The organism is Cupriavidus sp. 21MJTG02-4, assembly GCF_057798975.1.
Map to the genome: position 1 here is coordinate 27,646 of NZ_JBYOJP010000010.1, position 18,685 is coordinate 46,330.

General features: G+C 65.5%; 18 protein-coding genes. 13 read left to right on the top strand and 5 right to left on the bottom strand.

Annotated elements, in window-relative coordinates; translation table 11 throughout:
* Window positions 1–26 precede the first annotated feature (26 nt).
* Complete coding sequence (locus AC3FKH_RS19935) at window positions 27–818, top strand: ABC transporter permease (protein ID WP_488677537.1); 792 nt, start codon at window positions 27–29, stop codon at window positions 816–818.
* A 7-nt stretch (window positions 819–825) separates the two neighbouring features.
* On the opposite strand, the gene AC3FKH_RS19940 is transcribed toward AC3FKH_RS19935, so the two are convergent.
* Together AC3FKH_RS19940 and AC3FKH_RS19945 are read right to left on the bottom strand one after the other, a co-directional pair.
* A complete protein-coding gene (locus tag AC3FKH_RS19940) occupies window positions 826–2,244 on the bottom strand; it encodes a sensor histidine kinase (protein WP_488677538.1) in 1,419 nt (472 codons plus the stop codon).
* Window positions 2,241–2,921 (bottom strand): response regulator, encoded by a 681-nt coding sequence (locus tag AC3FKH_RS19945; RefSeq protein ID WP_488677539.1) that lies wholly within the window; start codon window positions 2,919–2,921, stop codon window positions 2,241–2,243. The genes AC3FKH_RS19940 and AC3FKH_RS19945 overlap by 4 nt, the downstream gene beginning before the upstream one ends.
* 467 nt (window positions 2,922–3,388) lie before the next feature.
* Here AC3FKH_RS19945 and AC3FKH_RS19950 point away from each other — a divergent pair, with 467 nt between their 5' ends.
* Window positions 3,389–4,447, top strand: a complete 1,059-nt coding sequence (locus tag AC3FKH_RS19950) for a porin (RefSeq protein ID WP_488677540.1) — start codon at window positions 3,389–3,391, stop codon at window positions 4,445–4,447.
* 170 nt (window positions 4,448–4,617) lie between these two features.
* On the opposite strand, the gene AC3FKH_RS19955 is transcribed toward AC3FKH_RS19950, so the two are convergent.
* Window positions 4,618–5,592, bottom strand: coding sequence for an NADPH:quinone oxidoreductase family protein (locus AC3FKH_RS19955; protein ID WP_488677541.1), 975 nt, complete (start codon window positions 5,590–5,592; stop codon window positions 4,618–4,620).
* Window positions 5,593–5,798: 206 nt separating this feature from the next.
* On the opposite strand from AC3FKH_RS19955, the gene surE reads away from it, so the two are divergent.
* The 5 genes from surE to AC3FKH_RS19980 are packed head-to-tail and all read left to right on the top strand — an operon-like array spanning window position 5,799 to window position 10,348.
* On the top strand, window positions 5,799–6,551 hold the full coding sequence (gene surE, locus AC3FKH_RS19960) for a 5'/3'-nucleotidase SurE (RefSeq protein ID WP_483708483.1): 753 nt from the start codon (window positions 5,799–5,801) through the stop codon (window positions 6,549–6,551).
* Between the two features lie 28 nt (window positions 6,552–6,579).
* On the top strand, window positions 6,580–7,473 hold the full coding sequence (locus tag AC3FKH_RS19965; RefSeq protein ID WP_488677542.1) for a protein-L-isoaspartate(D-aspartate) O-methyltransferase: 894 nt from the start codon (window positions 6,580–6,582) through the stop codon (window positions 7,471–7,473).
* An 8-nt stretch (window positions 7,474–7,481) separates the two neighbouring features.
* On the top strand, window positions 7,482–8,342 hold the full coding sequence (locus AC3FKH_RS19970; RefSeq protein ID WP_488677543.1) for a peptidoglycan DD-metalloendopeptidase family protein: 861 nt from the start codon (window positions 7,482–7,484) through the stop codon (window positions 8,340–8,342).
* A 6-nt stretch (window positions 8,343–8,348) separates the two neighbouring features.
* On the top strand, window positions 8,349–9,515 hold the full coding sequence (gene rpoS / locus AC3FKH_RS19975; protein ID WP_488677544.1) for an RNA polymerase sigma factor RpoS: 1,167 nt from the start codon (window positions 8,349–8,351) through the stop codon (window positions 9,513–9,515).
* On the top strand, window positions 9,512–10,348 hold the full coding sequence (locus AC3FKH_RS19980) for a 3'-5' exonuclease (RefSeq protein WP_488677545.1): 837 nt from the start codon (window positions 9,512–9,514) through the stop codon (window positions 10,346–10,348). Before rpoS ends, AC3FKH_RS19980 begins: the two co-directional genes overlap by 4 nt.
* A gap of 41 nt (window positions 10,349–10,389) precedes the next feature.
* Here the strand turns inward: AC3FKH_RS19980 and AC3FKH_RS19985 are convergent, their stop codons facing one another.
* Window positions 10,390–11,244, bottom strand: coding sequence for an endonuclease/exonuclease/phosphatase family protein (locus AC3FKH_RS19985; RefSeq protein WP_488677546.1), 855 nt, complete (start codon window positions 11,242–11,244; stop codon window positions 10,390–10,392).
* 131 nt (window positions 11,245–11,375) lie between these two features.
* Between AC3FKH_RS19985 and rlmD the strand changes: the two genes are divergently transcribed.
* Entirely contained in the window at window positions 11,376–12,779 is a 1,404-nt protein-coding gene (gene rlmD, locus AC3FKH_RS19990) for a 23S rRNA (uracil(1939)-C(5))-methyltransferase RlmD (RefSeq protein ID WP_488677734.1), read from the top strand.
* 78 nt (window positions 12,780–12,857) lie between these two features.
* On the opposite strand, the gene AC3FKH_RS19995 is transcribed toward rlmD, so the two are convergent.
* Window positions 12,858–13,559, bottom strand: a complete 702-nt coding sequence (locus AC3FKH_RS19995; RefSeq protein ID WP_483708477.1) for a Bax inhibitor-1/YccA family protein — start codon at window positions 13,557–13,559, stop codon at window positions 12,858–12,860.
* Window positions 13,560–13,913: 354 nt separating this feature from the next.
* On the opposite strand from AC3FKH_RS19995, the gene ndk reads away from it, so the two are divergent.
* From ndk to ispG, 5 genes are read left to right on the top strand one after another with little or no spacing between them, the layout of a single operon-like run.
* On the top strand, window positions 13,914–14,339 hold the full coding sequence (ndk, locus tag AC3FKH_RS20000; RefSeq protein WP_483708476.1) for a nucleoside-diphosphate kinase: 426 nt from the start codon (window positions 13,914–13,916) through the stop codon (window positions 14,337–14,339).
* Between the two features lie 51 nt (window positions 14,340–14,390).
* Entirely contained in the window at window positions 14,391–15,545 is a 1,155-nt protein-coding gene (rlmN, locus tag AC3FKH_RS20005; RefSeq protein ID WP_483708475.1) for a dual-specificity RNA methyltransferase RlmN, read from the top strand.
* Complete coding sequence (pilW, locus tag AC3FKH_RS20010; protein ID WP_488677547.1) at window positions 15,542–16,321, top strand: type IV pilus biogenesis/stability protein PilW; 780 nt, start codon at window positions 15,542–15,544, stop codon at window positions 16,319–16,321. The genes rlmN and pilW overlap by 4 nt, the downstream gene beginning before the upstream one ends.
* Window positions 16,314–17,324 (top strand): RodZ domain-containing protein, encoded by a 1,011-nt coding sequence (locus tag AC3FKH_RS20015; RefSeq protein ID WP_488677548.1) that lies wholly within the window; start codon window positions 16,314–16,316, stop codon window positions 17,322–17,324. Before pilW ends, AC3FKH_RS20015 begins: the two co-directional genes overlap by 8 nt.
* Window positions 17,325–17,363: 39 nt before the next feature.
* Complete coding sequence (gene ispG, locus AC3FKH_RS20020; protein ID WP_488677549.1) at window positions 17,364–18,656, top strand: flavodoxin-dependent (E)-4-hydroxy-3-methylbut-2-enyl-diphosphate synthase; 1,293 nt, start codon at window positions 17,364–17,366, stop codon at window positions 18,654–18,656.
* The last annotated feature ends 29 nt before the right edge of the window (window positions 18,657–18,685 follow it).

Sequence of the window (18,685 nt, forward strand, 5' to 3'; positions counted from 1 at the left end):
CAATCTGATACCGAACCCGAATTCCCATGGCATTCCGTCCTGACTCAAAGGGCATGCTGCGCGTCTGGCAGCTGCTGGTCCTGGTGGTGATCCTTGGCGTGTGGCACTTCGCCACGCGCTCGCAAGAGATCGCCTTCTTCTTTGGCGAGCCGCTGATGGTGGCGCAGCGCATCTGGAACTGGTTTGTCGTCGAGCGCGATATCTACCTGCACCTCGGCGTGACGCTGATCGAAACGGTGCTGGCTTTCGGTATCGGCACCGTGGCCGGCCTGGGCGTGGGCCTGTGGCTGGCGCTGAGTCCGATGACCGCCGCCATCCTCGATCCCTACGTGAAGGCGATGAACTCGATGCCGCGCGTGATCCTGGCGCCGATCTTCGCGGTGTGGTTCGGGCTGGGGATCTGGTCCAAGGTGGCGCTGGCCGTGACGCTGGTGTTCTTCATCGTGTTCTTCAACGTCTACCAGGGCGTGAAGGAAGTCAGCCCGGTGGTGCTGGCCAATGCGCGCATGCTGGGTGCCAACCAGCAGCAGTTGCTGCGCCACGTGTACCTGCCGAGCGCGACGAGCTGGGTGTTTTCGTCGTTGCACACCTCGGTGGGCCTGGCCTTCGTCGGCGCGGTGGTGGGCGAATATCTCGGCTCCGCGCGCGGCGTGGGCTACCTGATCCTGCAGGCCGAGGGCACCTTCGACATTAACACCGTGTTCGCGGGCATCGTGGTCCTGACGGCCTTCGCGCTGGTGCTGGACTGGATGGTCGGCATCGGCGAAAAGCGGCTGATGAAGTGGCAGCCGAAGACCGGCGAGACCGAAAAACTCTGAACGGACGCTAGGGCAGCGACTGGCCGCCAGGCGCGGGGAAGCGCACCGTGACGGTCAGGCCGCCGCCGGGAGTTTCATCCAGCGTGGTAGCGGCCTGGTGCAGCCTGGCGATCTCCCTGACGATCGGCAGGCCAAGCCCGGAGCCTTCCACGCCCTGGCCGCTCTCGCCGCGGTAAAAGCGCCGGAACACGTCTTCGCGCTCGACCGGCGCAATGCCGGGGCCGTTGTCGATCACCTGCAGCACGGCGGCGCCGTCCGCTTCCTGCGCGACCCGGACCGTGACAGCGGCGCCATCGCCCGCATAGCGGATGGCGTTGTCGATGAGGTTGGCAGTCAGCTCCTGCAGCAGTTCCGTTTGCCCGAGCACGGTCGCCGGCTTATCTCCTTCGAAACCCAGATCGACGCCCTGGCGGCGCGCGACCAGCGCCCATTCCAGCGCCACCGCGCGCGCCGCGGCGTCGAGCGGAAGCTGGCGCAGCGTGGGTGCGTAGCCGCTTTCGGAGTCCAGCCGCGACAGCGACAGCAGTTGCTGCACGCCCTTGGCGGCATGGCGCACGGTGCCGTGCAGCACGCGCATGTGTTCGCGCACGCGCTCGCCATCGGGCTCGCGCAGCGCCAGTTCGGATTCGGCCTGGATCACGGCCAGCGGCGTCTTGAGCTGGTGCGCGGCATCGGCGAAGAAGCGCTTGCGCGCCTGCAGCATGCGGTGCAGGCGGTCGACGTACTGGTTGAGCGCGCGCACCAGCGGCTTCATCTCCGACGGCAGGTCGCGGTGCTCGATCGGATCGAGCTGGCTGGCGCTGCGCGCCGCCACGGTATCGGACAGGCGGTGCAGGGGCCGCAGGCCGCGGCGCACGCCGAGCCAGACGATGCCCAGCGCCAGCGCCACCAGCACGAGTTCCTGCAGCAGCGAACCGACCAGGATCTCCCGCGCCAGCGCCTGGCGCGGCTCGATGGTTTCGCCGATGACGATCCATACCAGCTGGCTGCGTGCGGAGCCGACGTCGTGGACCGGCAGTGCCTGCGCCGCCATGCGCAGCGGCTGCTCGCGGAAGACGGTGTCGTAGAACACGGTCCGGTACAGCGACGGGCGCGCGCCGGGCGGCCCCGGCAGGTCGTTGTAGCCGGTGACCGTGTCGCCATGGTCGTCGCGCACCTGGTAGAAGACATGCGGGCCGGCCTTGTCGTCGAACAGCTCCAGGGCGAGGTTCGGCACGTCGATGTCCAGCCGGCCATCGCGCAGCGCAATGCCCTCGCGCATCGCGCGCAGCGAGGCTTCGAGCGTGCGGTCGAAGGCCGTGTGCGCCGCCGACATGGCGCGCTCGTAGGTGAGCCAGGCATCGAGTGCCAGCAATCCCAGCAGCGGCAGCAGCAGCCACAGCGACAGTTGCAGGCGCAGGCTCGGCGTCCTGCCGAGACGGCTCATGGCGCGGGATCTGCGCGCGCTTCGAGCAGGTAGCCGAGGCCCCGCAGGGTGACGATGCCCACGCCGCTGCCGTCCAGCTTCTTGCGCAGGCGGTGGATGTAGATCTCGATCGCATCGGGGTTGACCGACTCGTCGATGCCAAAGATCTTCTCGGACAGGGCAGATTTGTTCACGGCCTTGCCATCGCGCAGCATCAGCACCTCCAGCACCGAGCGCTCGCGCTTCGTGAGCTGCAGCAGTTCGCCGTCGATCGTGAAAGCGTGGCTGATCGTGTCGTAATGCAGCGGGCCGCAATCGAGCTGCGTGGATTCGTGCCCGTGGCTGCGGCGGATCAGCGCCCGTGCTCGTGCCTCCAGTTCCGAGAGATCGAAGGGCTTGGCCAGGTAGTCGTCCGCGCCCAGGTCCAGGCCGCGCACGCGGTCTTCGACGGTGCCATGCGCAGTGAGGATCAGCACGGGCATGCGGTTGCGGCGCTGGCGCAGCCGGCGCAGCACTTCCAGGCCATCGAGGCGCGGCAGGCCAAGGTCCAGGATCAGCAGCGCATAGTCCTGCGTGGCCAGCAGGTGGTCGGCGCTGCGGCCGTCGTGCATGCAGTCGACCGCGAAGCCGGCCTGGGTCATGGCCTGCGTCAGGGAGTTGGCCAGCATCACGTTGTCTTCGGCAAGCAGGATACGCATCAGGTAATTCAAGGCGGCAAGGCAGGCGGCGCGGCGGCATGGACCGGGCGGCGCTCGCTGCACAAGCGGGATGTGCCGGTCCGTGACCCGTCACGGCGCACAGCCCTGGGCAATTCAGTGAATGGAATGGCCCAGACTGATACAGCGAAGTGCGCAATCTTTAAAGCTAGGGAAACTCCCAACCCAGAGTTGGCGCAACACGCGCCAAAGCGCGTTCGCCCGAAAGCGAACTGAAAGTGCCGCTCCCCTACGATGCCGCCATTCCAGCGTTCCACCGCTTGCCGGATGGAACGCCATAACGACCAGGGGACAGTTGCGAGGGATGTGCCGGCAGACGGTTGCCGGCACCGGGCCGACGCGGGGCGGCCACGACTCCAACGCAATGCGCTGCCGGCTTGCCCGGCGGACAAGATCCTCCGGCGCATGCGACTGGCATTACCACAACAAGCAAAGCAAGGAGAGAAAGCATGAAACGTACGGCACTGGCACTGGCCTGCATCGGTCTGACGGGTACCGGTTCGGCCTTCGCGCAGTCGAGCGTGACGATGTATGGCCTGGTGGATGCGGGCGTCGAATATGTGAACCATGCCGGGCCGAATGGCTCCGTGGTCAAGCTGACGTCGGGCGGCCGCAATACCTCGCGCTGGGGCCTTCGCGGTACCGAAGACCTGGGTGGTGGCCTGAAGGCGCTCTTCAACCTGGAAAGCGGCATCGCCATCGACACTGGCAACCTCGATACCAGCGGCACGCTGTTCGATCGCCGTGCCACGGTAGGCCTGAGCAGCAGCTATGGCCAGGTGGTGATGGGCCGCACCTTCACCACGACCTACGATTTCATGCTGCCTTTCGATCCGATGGGCTACGCGCCGAACTATTCGTGGGCGACGTCTTCGACCGCCACCGGCGGCCGCAAGGACGGGCTGTTCTCGCGCGCGTCGAATGCCATCCGCTATGACGGCGCATTCGGCGGCTTCAAGCTGGGCGCGACCGCGGCCATGGGCGAAGTGGCGGGTGATTTCAAGACGGCGTCCAAGTATGCCCTCGGCGTTGGCTACAACGCGGGCAAGTTCGCCGCCGCGGCGACCTGGGACCGCCAGAACGGCGCCGGCAGCAGCACCACGCCGGCCGATGCCACCGACTACATCCAGGGCATCCACGCTGGTGCCAGCTATGACTTCGGCAGCCTGTCGCTGTTCGCCGGCTACCGCAACTACAAGCGCACGCTGACCACGGGCGCGGCTTCGGAGCGCAGCGACATGTACTGGGGCGGGGCCAGCTACGACTTCACGCCGGCGTTCACGCTGTACGGCGCGGTCTACAAGCAGAACATCAAGGGTGGCAACGACGCCGATCCGATCCTGTTCTCGCTGCGCGCGCAATACTCGTTCTCGAAGCGCACGCTGGCCTATCTGTCGGCCGGCTACGCCAAGGCCCGCAACGGCCAGAACGTCAGCCTGTCGCGCGACTTCACCGGCTATGCCAACAGCCAGACCGGGGTAATGGCCGGTCTGCAGCACCGCTTCTGACGAGGCTCATGTCGATGCAGCAATCCACCGAATGCTGAGTTGGGAACTGTCTTCCGCTGCCAGTAGGGGTGTGCATTCAGGTGGAAGACGGCTTGGGGCGAATTGCCCCATCGGGGGGCGCAGGGCGTTGCCGCACGCACTGCGCCCTTATTTTTATGACCGTTTCCGCTTCAGGGAACGATCACGACCTTGCCGGTCACCTTGCGCGCTTCCATGTCCTTGAGCGCTTGCGGCGCCTGCTCCAGCGAGTAGCGCGCGGAAATGTGCGGACGCAGCTTGCCTTCCTTTATCCAGCCCAGCATCTGCGCCATATTGGCCGCGTTGGCTCGCGGTTCGCGCCGCACGAAATCGCCCCAGAACACGCCCACCAGCGATGCGCCCTTCAGCAGTGCCAGGTTCAGCGGGATCTTCGGGATCTCACCATTGGCGAAGCCCACCACCAGATAGCGGCCGCGCCATCCGATCGAGCGGAAGGCCGGCTCGGCATAGACGCCGCCGACGGGGTCGTAGATGACGTCCGGGCCGTTGCCGTCGGTCAGTGCCTTGACGCGTTCGCGCAGGTCTTCGGTGCTGTAGTTGATCAGCGCGTCGGCGCCGTGCTCCTTGCAGACCGCGAGCTTTTCATCGGTCGATGCCGCCGCGATGACACGCGCGCCGATGGCCTTGCCGATCTCGATCGCAGCAAGACCGACGCCGCCAGCGGCGCCCAGCACCAGCATGGTCTGGCCAGCCTTGAGTTCGCCGCGGTCCACCACCGCGTGGTGGGAGGTGCCGTAGGTGAGGGTGAATGCTGCCGCGGTTTCGAAATCGATGCCCGGCGGCATCGGCATGACCTTGTTGGCGGGCGCTTTCACGTGCGAGGCGAAGGCGCCATTGCCGAGATAGGCAATCACGTGGTCGCCCGGCTTGACGTGGCTCACGCCCGCGCCGACCGCGGTGACGATGCCTGCCAGTTCCGAACCCGGCGTAAACGGCAGTTCGGGCTTGGCCTGGTATTTGTTCTGGATGATGAGCACGTCCGGAAAGTTCACGCCGGCGGCCTTCACCTCGATCAGCACTTCGCCCTGGTCCGGGACCGGATCCGGCAGGGTTTCGACGGTCAGGGAATCGGGCGGCCCCCAGGCTTTGCATAGAACGGCTTTCATCTTGTCTCCGGTGATAGGTATGGGTGATTAATGCTGGCGCCTGTCCGCTTGCCGCGGCCAGACGGCAAAGCCAAGTGTAGCGCAAATAGCACGATCGTTTTTTTCTCGATTTCACCCGTTTGCGTCCCGCATGGCGACGGGGGACGGCAGCTTTCGCGGTGCCTGTGGAGGCCGCTTGTGCAGGCGCCGTCAGGTACAATCGCGGGATGCACATCCTTCTAGCCAACGACGACGGTTATCTCGCGCCGGGACTCGCCGTCTTGCACGCCGCGCTCGCTCCGCTGGCGCGTATCACGGTGATTGCACCCGAGCAAAACCACAGCGGGGCTTCGAACTCGCTGACGCTGCAGCGGCCCCTGTCGATCTACGAGGCGCGTGAAGGCGTGCAGAAGGGATTCCGCTTCGTCAACGGCACGCCGACCGACTGCGTGCATATCGCGCTGACCGGCCTGCTCGACGAGAAACCCGACCTGGTGGTGTCCGGCATCAACCAGGGGCAGAACATGGGCGAGGACGTGCTGTATTCTGGCACGGTCGCAGCCGCCATCGAAGGCTACCTGCTCGGCATTCCCTCGATTGCGTTCTCGCAGGTGCACAAGGGCTGGGAACATCTCGACGCTGCTGCGCGTGTGGCACGTGCCGTGGTCGAGCGCGCGATTGCGACGCCGCCCACCGAGCCGTTCCTGCTGAACGTCAATATCCCGAACCTGCCTTTCGAACATATCAAGGGCTACCGCGCGACGCGTCTGGGCAAGCGGCATCCGTCGCAGCCCGTGATCACGCAGGTCAACCCGCGCGGCGATACCAACTACTGGATCGGCCCGGCGGGCGACGCACGCGATGCGAGCGAGGGCACCGATTTCCACGCGACGGGCGAGGGCTATGTGTCGCTCACGCCGTTGCAGCTCGACCTGACGCATCGCGGCCAGCTCGACGCGCTTGCCAAGTGGCTGAACTAGCCATTCCCGCCGTAGCGTCTCACCCCCGATGAGCCCAACGCCCCCTCGCAGCAAGTTTCCCCTGCCGCTGGACGCCGTCGTGCAGCGCAAGCCGGAACCGGCGCGCACGGCCGGCATGCCGGCAGTCGGCGCGCCACGCCCGGCCGGGGCGCCGGCGAAGCTCCGCGACAAGCAGCCCTCCACGCCCACGCCCGCGGCGAGTGCCGTGGAGGCACGCGCTTCGGCCGCGACGGCGGGCGGCGGCGGCATGGCGTCGGACCGCGCGCGCGGCGCGCTGGCGGCGCGGCTGCGTGCCGGGGGCATCCGCGACGAACGCGTGCTGGCCGCCATCGGCACCGTGCCGCGTCATCTGTTCGTCGAGCCAGGGCTGGCATCGCAGGCCTATGAGGATGCCGCGCTGCCCATTGGCCATCAGCAAACCATCTCGAAGCCGTCGGTGGTCGCGCGCATGATCGAACTCCTGCGTGAGGGACTGCCGGCGGCCACCCCCCTGGAGCGCGTGCTGGAGATCGGCACCGGCTGCGGCTACCAGGCCGCGGTGCTGAGCCTGGTCGCGCGTGAAGTTTTTTCCATCGAGCGCATCCGTCCGCTGCATGAACAGGCGAAGGCGAACCTGCGGCCGCTGCGGGTGCCAAACCTGCGGCTGCATTATGGCGATGGCATGCTCGGCCTGCCGCAGGCGGCGCCGTTCTCGGCCATCATCCTTGCCGCGGCCGGCATGGACGTGCCACAGGCCCTGCTCGAGCAGCTTGCCATTGGCGGCCGGCTGATCGCGCCAGTGGCGCTGATGCCGCCACCGGGAGCGACGGGCCAGACGGTCACGCAGCAACTGCTGCTGATCGAGCGGCTCAATCGGCATCGCTTTCACCGGACCGCGCTTGAAGCCGTTTTCTTTGTGCCCTTAAAATCGGGCACCATCTGAGTCGAACTATGCACAAGATCGTGAATTCGCATCACTTTGCACGCGCTGGCCAGCTTGTGGCGGCTTCCACGCTGGCGACGCTGTTGGCCGCCTGCGCCAATTCGCCGATGCCGGCGCCCGTGGTGGACCGCACCTCGACCGCCAGCACGGCGGCTGCGCCGCTGGAACCGGCACCTCCTGGATACTATCGGGTCAAGCGAGGCGATACCCTTTACCGCATCGCGCTCGAGAACGGCCAGTCGTATCGCGATGTCGCGGGCTGGAACAATATCAGCAACGCCAACCAGATCGAGGTGGGCCAGTTGTTGCGTGTCGTCCCGCCTGGCGCGGACGTCAATGCCGGCCAGGGCGTGACCACTACGCCGGTGGCGCCGGGTTCGATACAGGGGCAGCCGCTCGACCAGGCGCGCCCGGCTGCCACGCCGGTGCCGCCTGCGCCGGCCGCCGCCGCGCCCGCGGCAGGTGCCGCAGCGTCCGCCGGCACGTCCGCGCCGGTCGCCGACGGGGCGATGAAACTGGCGTGGCCGGCAACCGGCCAACTGATCGGTAAATTTGATGACAAGAGTAATAAAGGCATCGATATTGCGGGCAAGAAAGGCGATGCCGTGCTTGCTGCCGACGACGGGCGGGTGATTCACGTTGGCCCCTTGCGCGGCTACGGGAATCTTGTCATCATCAAACACAATGAGACATTTCTTACTGCCTACGGCCACAATGACAAGGTGCTGGTGGCAGAGCAATCAACGGTCCGCAAGGGACAGAAGATTGCGGAGATGGGCAACAGTGATACCGACCGGGTAAAGCTTCACTTCGAAGTTCGCAAGAACGGAAAACCGGTTGATCCGATGCGGTATCTGCCGCCACAGTGAGGGTTCATGCCACGCCAGAAAACTGTCTCCTCCGGAACCGCCAGCAGGGCCCGCCGTCCCAAGCAGCCGGAAGTGAAGGCTGGTGTGGCCCATGCCGACGATCGCGTTGATCTGGACGACGTCGGCGCTGACCTGCTCCCCGTCACCGATGAACCGATCGCGACCACCGCGGCGGTCGGCCTTCGCGAGGCCGATCTGCTCAGCGACGACAACGATCGCCAGCTGCGCGATGACGACGACGATGAGGCAGAAGAGGAAGAAGAGGGCGAGGGCGAGAATGGCACCGAGCCCGCCGCGGCAGAGCACGATGACTTCCGCACGGTCCTGCACACGGAACTGGCCGCCGATACGGTCCAGCACTACCTGAACCGCATCAGCATCAAGCCGCTGCTGTCGGCGCCCGAGGAGCTGCATTTCTCGACGTTGGCCAAGGACGGCGACTTCTCCGCGCGGCAGGTCATGATCGAGCGTAACTTGCGCCTGGTCGTGAGTATCGCCAAGGGTTATCTCAACCGCGGCGTGCCGCTGCTGGACCTGATCGAGGAAGGCAACCTCGGCCTGATGCACGCGATCGAGAAATTCGATCCTTCGCGCGGCTTTCGTTTTTCCACTTATGCGACCTGGTGGATCCGCCAGAGCATCGAGCGCGCCATCATGAACCAGGCGCGCACGGTACGCTTGCCGGTCCACGTGATCCGTGAACTCAACCAGGTGCTGCGTGCAAAGCGGCACCTGGAAAAAGGCGGCACCGACGGCCGCGACGCCAGCCTCGAAGATATTGCCCACCTGCTGGGCAAGACGCCTGACGAAGTGCAGGACGTGCTGGCGCTTAACGAACATACCACCTCGCTCGATACGCCGTTTGACCTGGACCCGGGCTCCAGCCTGCTGGACTTCCTTTCCGACGAGCACAACGCCGCGCCGGACCAGGAGGTCGCGCACCGCGAGCTCGAAGGGCTGATGAAGCTGTGGCTGGCCCGCTTGTCGGAAAAGCACCGCTATGTGGTGGAGCGCCGCTTCGGGCTCAACCACATCGAACCTGCCACGCTCGAAGAGCTGGCCGAGGAGATGGGTCTCACGCGCGAGCGCGTGCGCCAGATCCAGCAGGAAGCCCTGGTGAAGCTCAAGCGGCATTTCGCATCGCAAGGTGTCAGGAAGGACGCTGTTCTATGACTCCTGTGCTGGTATTCGACATCGAGACCATTCCCGATGTCGACGGCCTGCGCCGTTTGCATGACCATCCCGCATCGATGAGCGACGACGAAGTCGCCGAGCATGCGTTCTCAGCCCGCCGCGAAAAGACCGGAAGCGATTTCCTGCCGCACTACCTGCAGCGCGTGGCAGCGATTTCCTGCGTGTTGCGCCGTACGCAGCGCGACGGATCGGCCGTCTTCCATGTCGGCTCGCTGGGAACCCTGGAGGATGGCGAAGCGACGCTGATCCAGAAATTCTACGAACTGATCGCACGCTACAGCCCGCAACTGGTGTCGTGGAATGGCGGTGGCTTCGACTTGCCCGTGCTGCACTACCGTGGCCTGGTCCACGGCGTGGCCGCGCCGCGTTACTGGGAAATGGGCGAGGGCCGCGAGGACGACAGCCGCGATTTCAAGTGGAACAACTACATCAGCCGCTACCACATGCGGCACCTGGACCTGATGGACCTGCTTGCCATGTACCAGCCGCGCGCCAGCGCACCGCTGGATGACCTGGCCAAGCTGTGCGGCTTCCCGGGCAAGATGGGCATGGACGGCAGCAAGGTATGGCGCGCGTTCCAGGATGGCCAGCTCGAATCCATCCGCGCGTACTGCGAGACCGACGTCGTCAACACGTATCTGATGTACTGCCGCTTCCAGCTGATGCGGGGCGGCGTGACGCCGCGCGAGTTCGATCAGGAGGTGGAGCTCGTACAGGAGTCCCTGGCCGAACTGCCGGGCGAGCAATGGATGGAATACCTCCAGGCGTTCCGCCTGAAGCGCCTGACACCGGACGACGAAGAGCTGGACTGAGTCACCGGCGGGGCCCGCCGGTGGCGCGGACCTGCTTCAGCTCAGATGTCCAGTGACAGCACGATGGGCTGGTGGTCCGAGTCCTTGGTCGCGGCATTGACCTCGCACCGGCTGACCTGGCCGGCAAGATTCTCCGTCACGAAGACGAAATCGCAGGCGAAGGGCGGCTCGGGCCATTGCTCCTTGTCGTGCATGGCGCAGGTGGGCGCGTGCGGCTGGCCCGGATGCCTGAGCAGCCATGCGTCGCGCCATGGTGCCGTGCCGTCGCCGAAAGGCTCCAGCATGCGCCGATAGGCAATGTCGGAGGGTTTGCTGTTGAAGTCGCCGCACAGGACGGCTTCCGATGGCCGGGGTTCCGGCGTGAACGGTCCCGGGGTCGATTCGCTGCGACCGGGCTTGCGCGCGTGGCCGCAGGCCTCGCTGTGCCAGTTGCGCAGGGCGTCGGCCTGGGCCGCACGCTGGGTTGCCGAATAGTATTCCAGGTGTGTGCAGATGACGCGCAGGAGCTTGCTTCCCGATTGAACAGTGGCCTCCAGTGCCACGCGCGGCATCGATGCCACGTCGGGATCGGGCGGCCAGGGCAGGGCGTGGCGGAATAGCTCTCGCACCGGTAGCCGCGTGGCGATCACATTGCCGAACTGGCGCGGACCGCCGTTGCTGCCGAAGCGGTCGACGGCCGGGGCGAACATCACGCGATAGCCCGGCAGCAGCGCAGTCAGCTCCGTCACCTGATCGGCACCCGGGCCCCCTCGCAGGTCGCCAAAGCCGCGGGTGACTTCCTGCAGGCAGATGACGTCGGCGTCTGCCATCGCGCGCATGGTGGCCACGCTGCGCGACAGGTCGACCTGTCCGTCGGCGCCCCGGCCCCACTGGATATTCCACGAAATCAGTTCCATGGCATGGCTCCTTTCGCGGTGCGCCACCGTTCGACCGGCTTCGCACTGCGTGTCTGGACTACAATCGCGCTTTCGCAAAACAATACGTCAGGTTTCGTCTGGTGTCCCAAGTCGTGTCCTCTCCGCAAGAAATGCCGGCAACGCCGCGTGCTGTATCTGCCAACGCCGCTGCGGCGCCCGCTGCCACCGCGCCCGGTGCCGATCCCGTGGTCTCCATTGACAGCCTCGATATGGAGGCCCGCGGCGTCGGCCGCCTGGTCAATGAGGACGGTACACCCGGCAAGGTGATCTTCGTCGAGGGCGCACTGCCCGGCGAGACCGTCAGCTACAAGAGCTATCGCCGGAAGCCGAGCTACGAGCAGGCTCACCTGCTTGAAATCCGGCAAGAGTCCGTCATGCGGGTCAAGCCGGGCTGCCAGTATTTCGGCATTTGCGGCGGGTGCTCGATGCAGCATCTGGACTCGCGCGCGCAGCTCGCCATCAAGCAGCGCGTGCTTGAAGACAATCTCTGGCATCTCTCGAAAGTCCGGCCGGAAGTGATGTTCCGGCCCATTGCCGGTCCGGACTGGGGCTACCGCTATCGGGCGCGCCTGACCGTACGGCACGTCGCCAAGAAGGGCGGGGTACTGGTCGGCTTCCACGAACGCAAGAGCAGCTATGTCGCGGACATGAAGAGCTGCGAGATTCTTCCGCCACATGTCTCCGCGATGCTGGTGCCGTTGCGCGAACTGGTGGGGAGTCTCTCGATCCTCGACCGCATGCCGCAAATCGAACTGGCGGTCGGCCACGAAGTCACGGCGCTGGTGCTGCGTATTCTTGAGCCGCTGACCGAAGCAGACAAGGACCTGCTGCGCGCTTTCGCCGACCAGCACAACGTCCAGTTCTGGCTGCAGCCCAAGGGGCCGGACACCGTGGCGCCGTTCTATCCGCTTGACCGGGAGCTGGCCTATACGCTGCCGGAGTTCGGCATCCGCATGCCGTTCAAGCCGACGGACTTCACGCAGGTCAACCACCAGATCAACCGCGTGCTGATCGGGCGTGCTTTGCGCCTGCTCGATGCCAAGCCGCAAGACCGCCTGCTCGACCTGTTCTGCGGCATCGGCAACTTCACGCTGCCGCTGGCTACGCAAGGCCGCTCGGTCATGGGCATCGAAGGCAGCGAAGCGCTGACGACCCGCGCGCTGGCCAATGCCGGTCACAACGGGCTGGCGCACAAGACGGAATTCGCTTGCCGCAATCTGTTTGAAGTCACCGCCGAGGACATCGCCGCGCTGGGCCGCTTTGACCGCTGGCTGGTCGATCCGCCGCGCGAGGGCGCGCTGGCGGTGTGCAAGGCGCTGGGCGAACTGGCGCAGCAGGGCAGCGACGTGCTCCCGAGCCGGATCGTCTACGTTTCATGCAGCCCGTCGACGCTGGCCCGCGATGCTGGCCTGCTGGTGCACGAGGCTGGCTACCGACTGGTGGGCGCGGGCGTAGTGAACATGTTCCCACATACCTCGCACGTCGAGTCGATCGCCGTTTTCGAGCGCGGTTGAGCCGGCAGGGCAGCGATAGCCGCCCAATGAAAAACGCCGGCCATGTGGCCGGCGTTTTTCATCTTCGCTGAAGCTGTGTCAGTCCCGGCTGCCGCCGAAAATGCCCAGCAGGGCCAGCAGGTTCGTGAACACGTTGTAGACGTCGAGGTAGATCGCCAGGGTCGCGGTGATGTAGTTGGTTTCGCCGCCATTCACCACGCGCTGCACATCGAACAGGATGTAGGCCGAAAAAATGCCGATGGCGATGACCGATACAGTGATCATCAGCGACGGCAGTTGCAGCCAGATGTTGGCCACGCTGGCCAGGATCAGCAGGATCACGCCGACGAACAGGAACTTGCTCAGCCCCGAGAAATCACGCTTGCTGACCGTGGCAATCGTGGCCATGGCGCCGAATACGGCCGCGGTGCCGCCAAAGGCATACATGATCAGTGCCGGCCCGTTCGAGAACTGCAGCACCGCGCCAATCAGGCGCGACAGCATCAGTCCCATGAAGAACGTGAAGGCCAGCAACAGGACTACGCCCATGCTGCTGTTCTTGGTTTTCTCGATGCCGTAGAAGAACGCGAACGCGATGCCCAGGAAGAGGATCAGCGACAGGCCGGGGCTACCCGCCATGAAGCTGAAGCCGCTCGCCACGCCGATCCACGCGCCGAGCACGGTCGGGATCATCGAGATGGCCAGCAGCCAGTAAGTGTTGCGCAAGACCCGGTTGCGCACGACGACGTCACTGACCGTCGACGCATTGCCGAATCCATATGTGTTCAGCTTGTTATCCATGGTGACTCCTGGTGACTCCTGTTTCTTAACGGTGAGGCGCCGGGGCAACCCGGTGCCGACGCATCGCCAATGTGGCATCGCCTCTGCGGAATTGCAAGGGGATTAAAGTGTTACATCGGTCACTTGTATGCGGTTGTGGTCGAGTTTGTTGCTCACGTTTGACGGTTTTGCATGTATTGCGTTCCGTGCATGGGGCAGGCCCGGGATATGAAGAATGTGCCGCATCGCATGTTGCAGTGCCGCATCCGGCTTCCCTTGGGCCAGCATAGGGCGGGCGCGCTCGAAACCGTCATCGTCTCATGCTAGAATTCTCGTTTAATCCATTTGTAACCCCTTCATTTTTCGGAGTTTTTCATGGCGATTGAGCGCACCCTGTCGATTATCAAGCCGGATGCCGTGGCCAAGAACGTTATCGGCCAGATCTACGCCCGTTTCGAAGCTGCTGGCCTGAAGGTCATCGCTGCCAAGATGGTGCACCTGTCGCGCGGCGAAGCCGAGCAGTTCTACGCTGTCCACAAGGAGCGCCCGTTCTTCAAGGACCTGGTCGACTTCATGGTTTCGGGCCCGGTCATGATCCAGGCTCTGGAAGGCGAGAACGCCATCGCCAAGAACCGTGAGCTGATGGGCGCCACCGACCCGAAGAAGGCCGACAAGGGCACCATCCGCGCCGACTTCGCCGACAGCATCGATGCCAACGCCGTGCACGGTTCGGACGCTGCTGAAACCGCCGCTGTGGAAGTTGCCTTCTTCTTCCCTGGCATGAACGTTTACAGCCGTTGATTGTCTGGTCTTCCACAAGCCTGGACTAAAACGGAAGTTGAGTTTGCCGTCATGAACGATCTCGTCAACCTGCTCGACCTGGATGCGGACGCGCTCACCGCCTATTGCGGAGAGCTCGGCGAGAAGCCGTTTCGTGCGCGGCAGCTGCAACGCTGGATCCACCAGTTCGGTGCCAGCCGTTTCGACGCCATGTCGGATCTCGCCAAGTCGCTGCGCGAAAAGCTCGCGACGCGCGCCGAGATCCGCTCGCCGGCCGTCATCACCGACCATTTGTCGGGTGACGGCACGCGCAAATGGCTGCTCGATGTCGGCAACGGCAACGCGGTGGAGACGGTGTACATCCCCGAGGAAACGCGCGGCACGCTGTGCGTCTCCTCGCAGGCCGGATGCGCCGTCAACTGCCGGTTCTGCTCGACCGGCAAGCAGGGTTTCTCGCGCAACCTGACCACGGGCGAGATCATCGGCCAGCTCTGGATGGCGGAATTCGCCATGCGCGAGCAACTGGGCCGTGGCCCCAAGGATGACCGCGTCATCTCCAACGTGGTGATGATGGGCATGGGCGAGCCGCTGCTGAACTACGACCAGGTCGTCCCCGCCATGCGGCTGATGCTGGATGACAACGCGTATGGTCTGTCGCGCCGCCGCGTGACGCTGTCCACCTCCGGCGTGGTGCCGATGATGGACCGGCTGTCGAAAGACCTGCCGGTGGCCCTGGCGGTGTCGCTGCACGCGTCCAATGACGCCCTGCGCGACATGCTCGTGCCGCTGAACAAGAAGTATCCGCTGGCCGAGCTGATGGCGGCATGCCGCCGCTACCTCGAGTTCGCGCCGCGCGACTTCGTTACCTTCGAATACTGCATGCTGGATGGTGTCAATGACGGCGTCGAGCATGCGCGGGAATTGTTGAAGCTGGTGGCCGACGTGCCCTGCAAGTTCAACCTGATCCCGTTCAATCCCTTCCCCGAATCGGGCCTGAAGCGCTCCAACAACGAACAGATCCGGCGCTTTGCGCAGGTGTTGATGGATGCCGGCATCGTGACCACGATCCGAAAGACGCGTGGCGACGATATCGACGCAGCGTGCGGCCAGCTGGCCGGGGAAGTCAAGGATCGCACCCGGCTTGCCGAGCGCGGCAAGTTCGGCAAGATCACGCCTTTGGTGCCGGTCGCCGCGACTGGCCAAGCTGGGGAGGCTCGCCCTGCATGATCCGTCTGATCGCTGCAGTCCTGCTGGGGCTGCTGATGTTGTCCGCCTGCCAGTTGCCGTCAGCGCCCACGCAGGATCTCCAGACCACTTCCGACCAGACCGATGCACGGCGCCGCGCCAGCATCCGGCTGCAGCTGGCCACGAATTACCTTGAAGCCGGCCAGAACAGCGTTGCACTCGATGAGGTGAAGCAGGCGATTGCCGCCGATCCGACCATGGCCGATGCCTACCATGTGCGGGCGCTGACCTACATGGCCATGAACGAGAAGGCGCTGGCCGACGACAGCTTCCGCACGGCGGTTTCGATGCGCGGCAACGATGGCGACCTGCTCAATAACTATGGCTGGTTCCTGTGCCAGGAAGGGCGTTATAGCGAGGCAGTCCCGGTGCTGGAGCGTGCGGTGTCCGCTCCCTCGGCGGGCGGGCCGGCCAAGCCGCTGATCAGCCTCGGCGCTTGTCAGATTCGCAATGGCGCGGGCGCTGACGCCGAAAAGAACCTCAAGGCGGCGCTTGGCTATGACCGGAACAACCCGGTCGCCAGCACCAACCTTGCACTGGTCTACTACCGGCGCGGCGATCTGAAGCAGGCTCAGCAGTACGTCGAGCGTGTCAACAACGGTAAATTCGCAAGCGCGCAATCCCTCTGGCTGGGTGCGCGCATTGCGCGTCGTCAGGGCGACACGGCAGCGCAGGGTGCCCTGGTGGCACAGCTGCGCGAACGTTTTCCCGACTCGCGCGAACTGAGCGCCTACGAACAAGGAGCATGGGATGAGTGAGCAAGAGCGCGCCGCAGGCCAGGCCGCTTCGACGGGACACGTCGGCGGTGGCGCGACAGATTCGGAACGTGAAGCCGTAGCGCGCGAAATCGGCGCGCTGCTGGCGCAGGCACGGGAATCGCAACGGCTGTCCGTCGAGGACGTGAGCGCCCGGCTGAAAGTCGCCGCGCCAAAGCTGGCAGCGGTCGAGGCCGGTGACCTGGCCGCGTTGCCGGACGTCACCTTTGCCAAGGGCGTGATGCGTGCCTATGCGCGTATCCTGCACGTCGACGTGGATGCCTTGCTCGCGCGCTTCCAGCCGCGCCCGGTGCAGGTGACGGAGATGGCGCGCCAGCGCGAAGGCGGTATCAACCAGACGTTCGACGATCGGAGGCGCTTCGGTACGCGCAGTGGTGCCGGCGCTGGCGGACGCTGGGTCTGGCTGGCGTTGGTCGTCGCAGGCGTGGCGGCGGGCGGCTGGTTCGGGCTCGATCATATGAAGCAATGGCTGGAAGCGCGCAACAGCGCAGCGCCAGCCGCGCACGTCGAAGCGCAGGAGCAGCCGGCTCAGACGTCCGAGTCCGGCACCGTGACGGCCGCTCTGCCGCCGGTCATGGCTGGCGCCGACTCTCCGGCTCCGTCCGAGGCGTTGCCTGCCAGCGCGCCGGCCGCAGCCGCCAGCAACGCTGCCGTGCCCGTAGCGGTTGCGGCGGTGGCCCCAGCCGCGACCGTGGAGCCGGCCGCGCCGGTCGCCACGGCGGCGCCCGCGACGGCTGGCTCGGCACAGGGTGAACTGCAGATCAAGTTCGCGTCCGACACGTGGTACGAGATCCGCGACCGCAACGGCAAGGTCGTGCTGGGCGGCACCGCCAAGGCTGGCCAGGAGGTCTCGGGCGGGGGCGCGGCACCGTACAAGGTGGTCATCGGCAACGTGAAGGGCGTGGAGTCGATGAGCCGCAACGGCACGCCGGTCGACCTGAAGGCGGCCAACCGCAACAACGTCGCGCGGCTGACGCTGCCCTGACGCCAGCCCGGCACCGCATCATTGCGAGGTGGTAACGCTATGAACGAACAGCTTTGTCTTCCGGTACTGCCCGGCCCGCTGCCGCGCCGCGAAACGCGCCAGGCGCGTATCGCGTGGCGCGATAACATCGTCACGATCGGTGGCGGGGCGCCGGTGCGCGTGCAGTCGATGACGAATACGGACACCGTCGATGCCATCGGCACGGCCATCCAGGTCAAGGAGCTGGCGCGCGCGGGGTCCGAGATCGTGCGCATCACCGTCAATACGCCCGAGGCGGCCGCGGCCGTGCCGCACATTCGCGAGCAGCTCGACCGCATGGGCGTCGACGTGCCGCTGGTGGGTGACTTCCACTACAACGGCCACAAGCTGCTGCAGGACTATCCGGCTTGTGCCGAGGCGCTGTCGAAGTACCGCATCAATCCCGGTAATGTGGGGCAGGGTGCCAAGCGCGACACGCAGTTCGGCCAGATGATCGAGATGGCCTGCCGCTTTAACAAGCCGGTGCGCATCGGCGTCAACTGGGGCAGCCTGGACCAGGACCTGCTGGCGCGCATCATGGACGAGAACGCCGGTCGCGCCCAGCCCTGGCCCGCGCAAAGCGTGATGGTCGAGGCGCTGATCACCTCGGCGATCGACTCGGCGAAGAAGGCCGAGGAAATCGGCATGCCGGGCAACCAGATCATCCTGTCGTGCAAGGTGTCGCAGGTGCAGGAGCTGATCGCGGTGTACCGCGAGCTGGCGCGCCGCTGCGACTACGCGCTGCATCTCGGGCTGACCGAGGCGGGCATGGGCAGCAAGGGCATCGTGGCCTCGACGGCGGCGCTGTCGGTGCTGCTGCAGGAAGGCATCGGCGATACCATCCGTATCTCGCTGACGCCGGAACCGGGCGCCCCGCGCGAGAAGGAAGTCTATGTCGGGCAGGAAATCCTGCAGACCATGGGCATGCGCAACTTCACGCCGATGGTCATTGCGTGCCCGGGCTGCGGCCGTACGACCAGCACCGTGTTCCAGGAACTTGCGGCAAGCATCCAGGCCTACCTGCGCGAGCAAATGCCCCACTGGAAGACGGCCTATCCGGGTGTCGAAGAGATGGACGTGGCCGTGATGGGCTGCATCGTCAACGGTCCGGGCGAGAGCAAGCACGCCAACATCGGCATCTCGCTGCCGGGCTCGGGCGAATCGCCGGCGGCGCCGGTGTTCGTGGATGGCGTCAAGGTCAAGACGCTGCGCGGCGAGCGTATCTCGGAAGAATTCCAGGCGATCGTCGACGAGTACGTTCGCACGCATTACGGCCCGGGCGCAGCGCGGGCAGAGAAGCAAGCGGTGGCCTGAGCCGGTATGGACCGGCTCACCCCAGCACG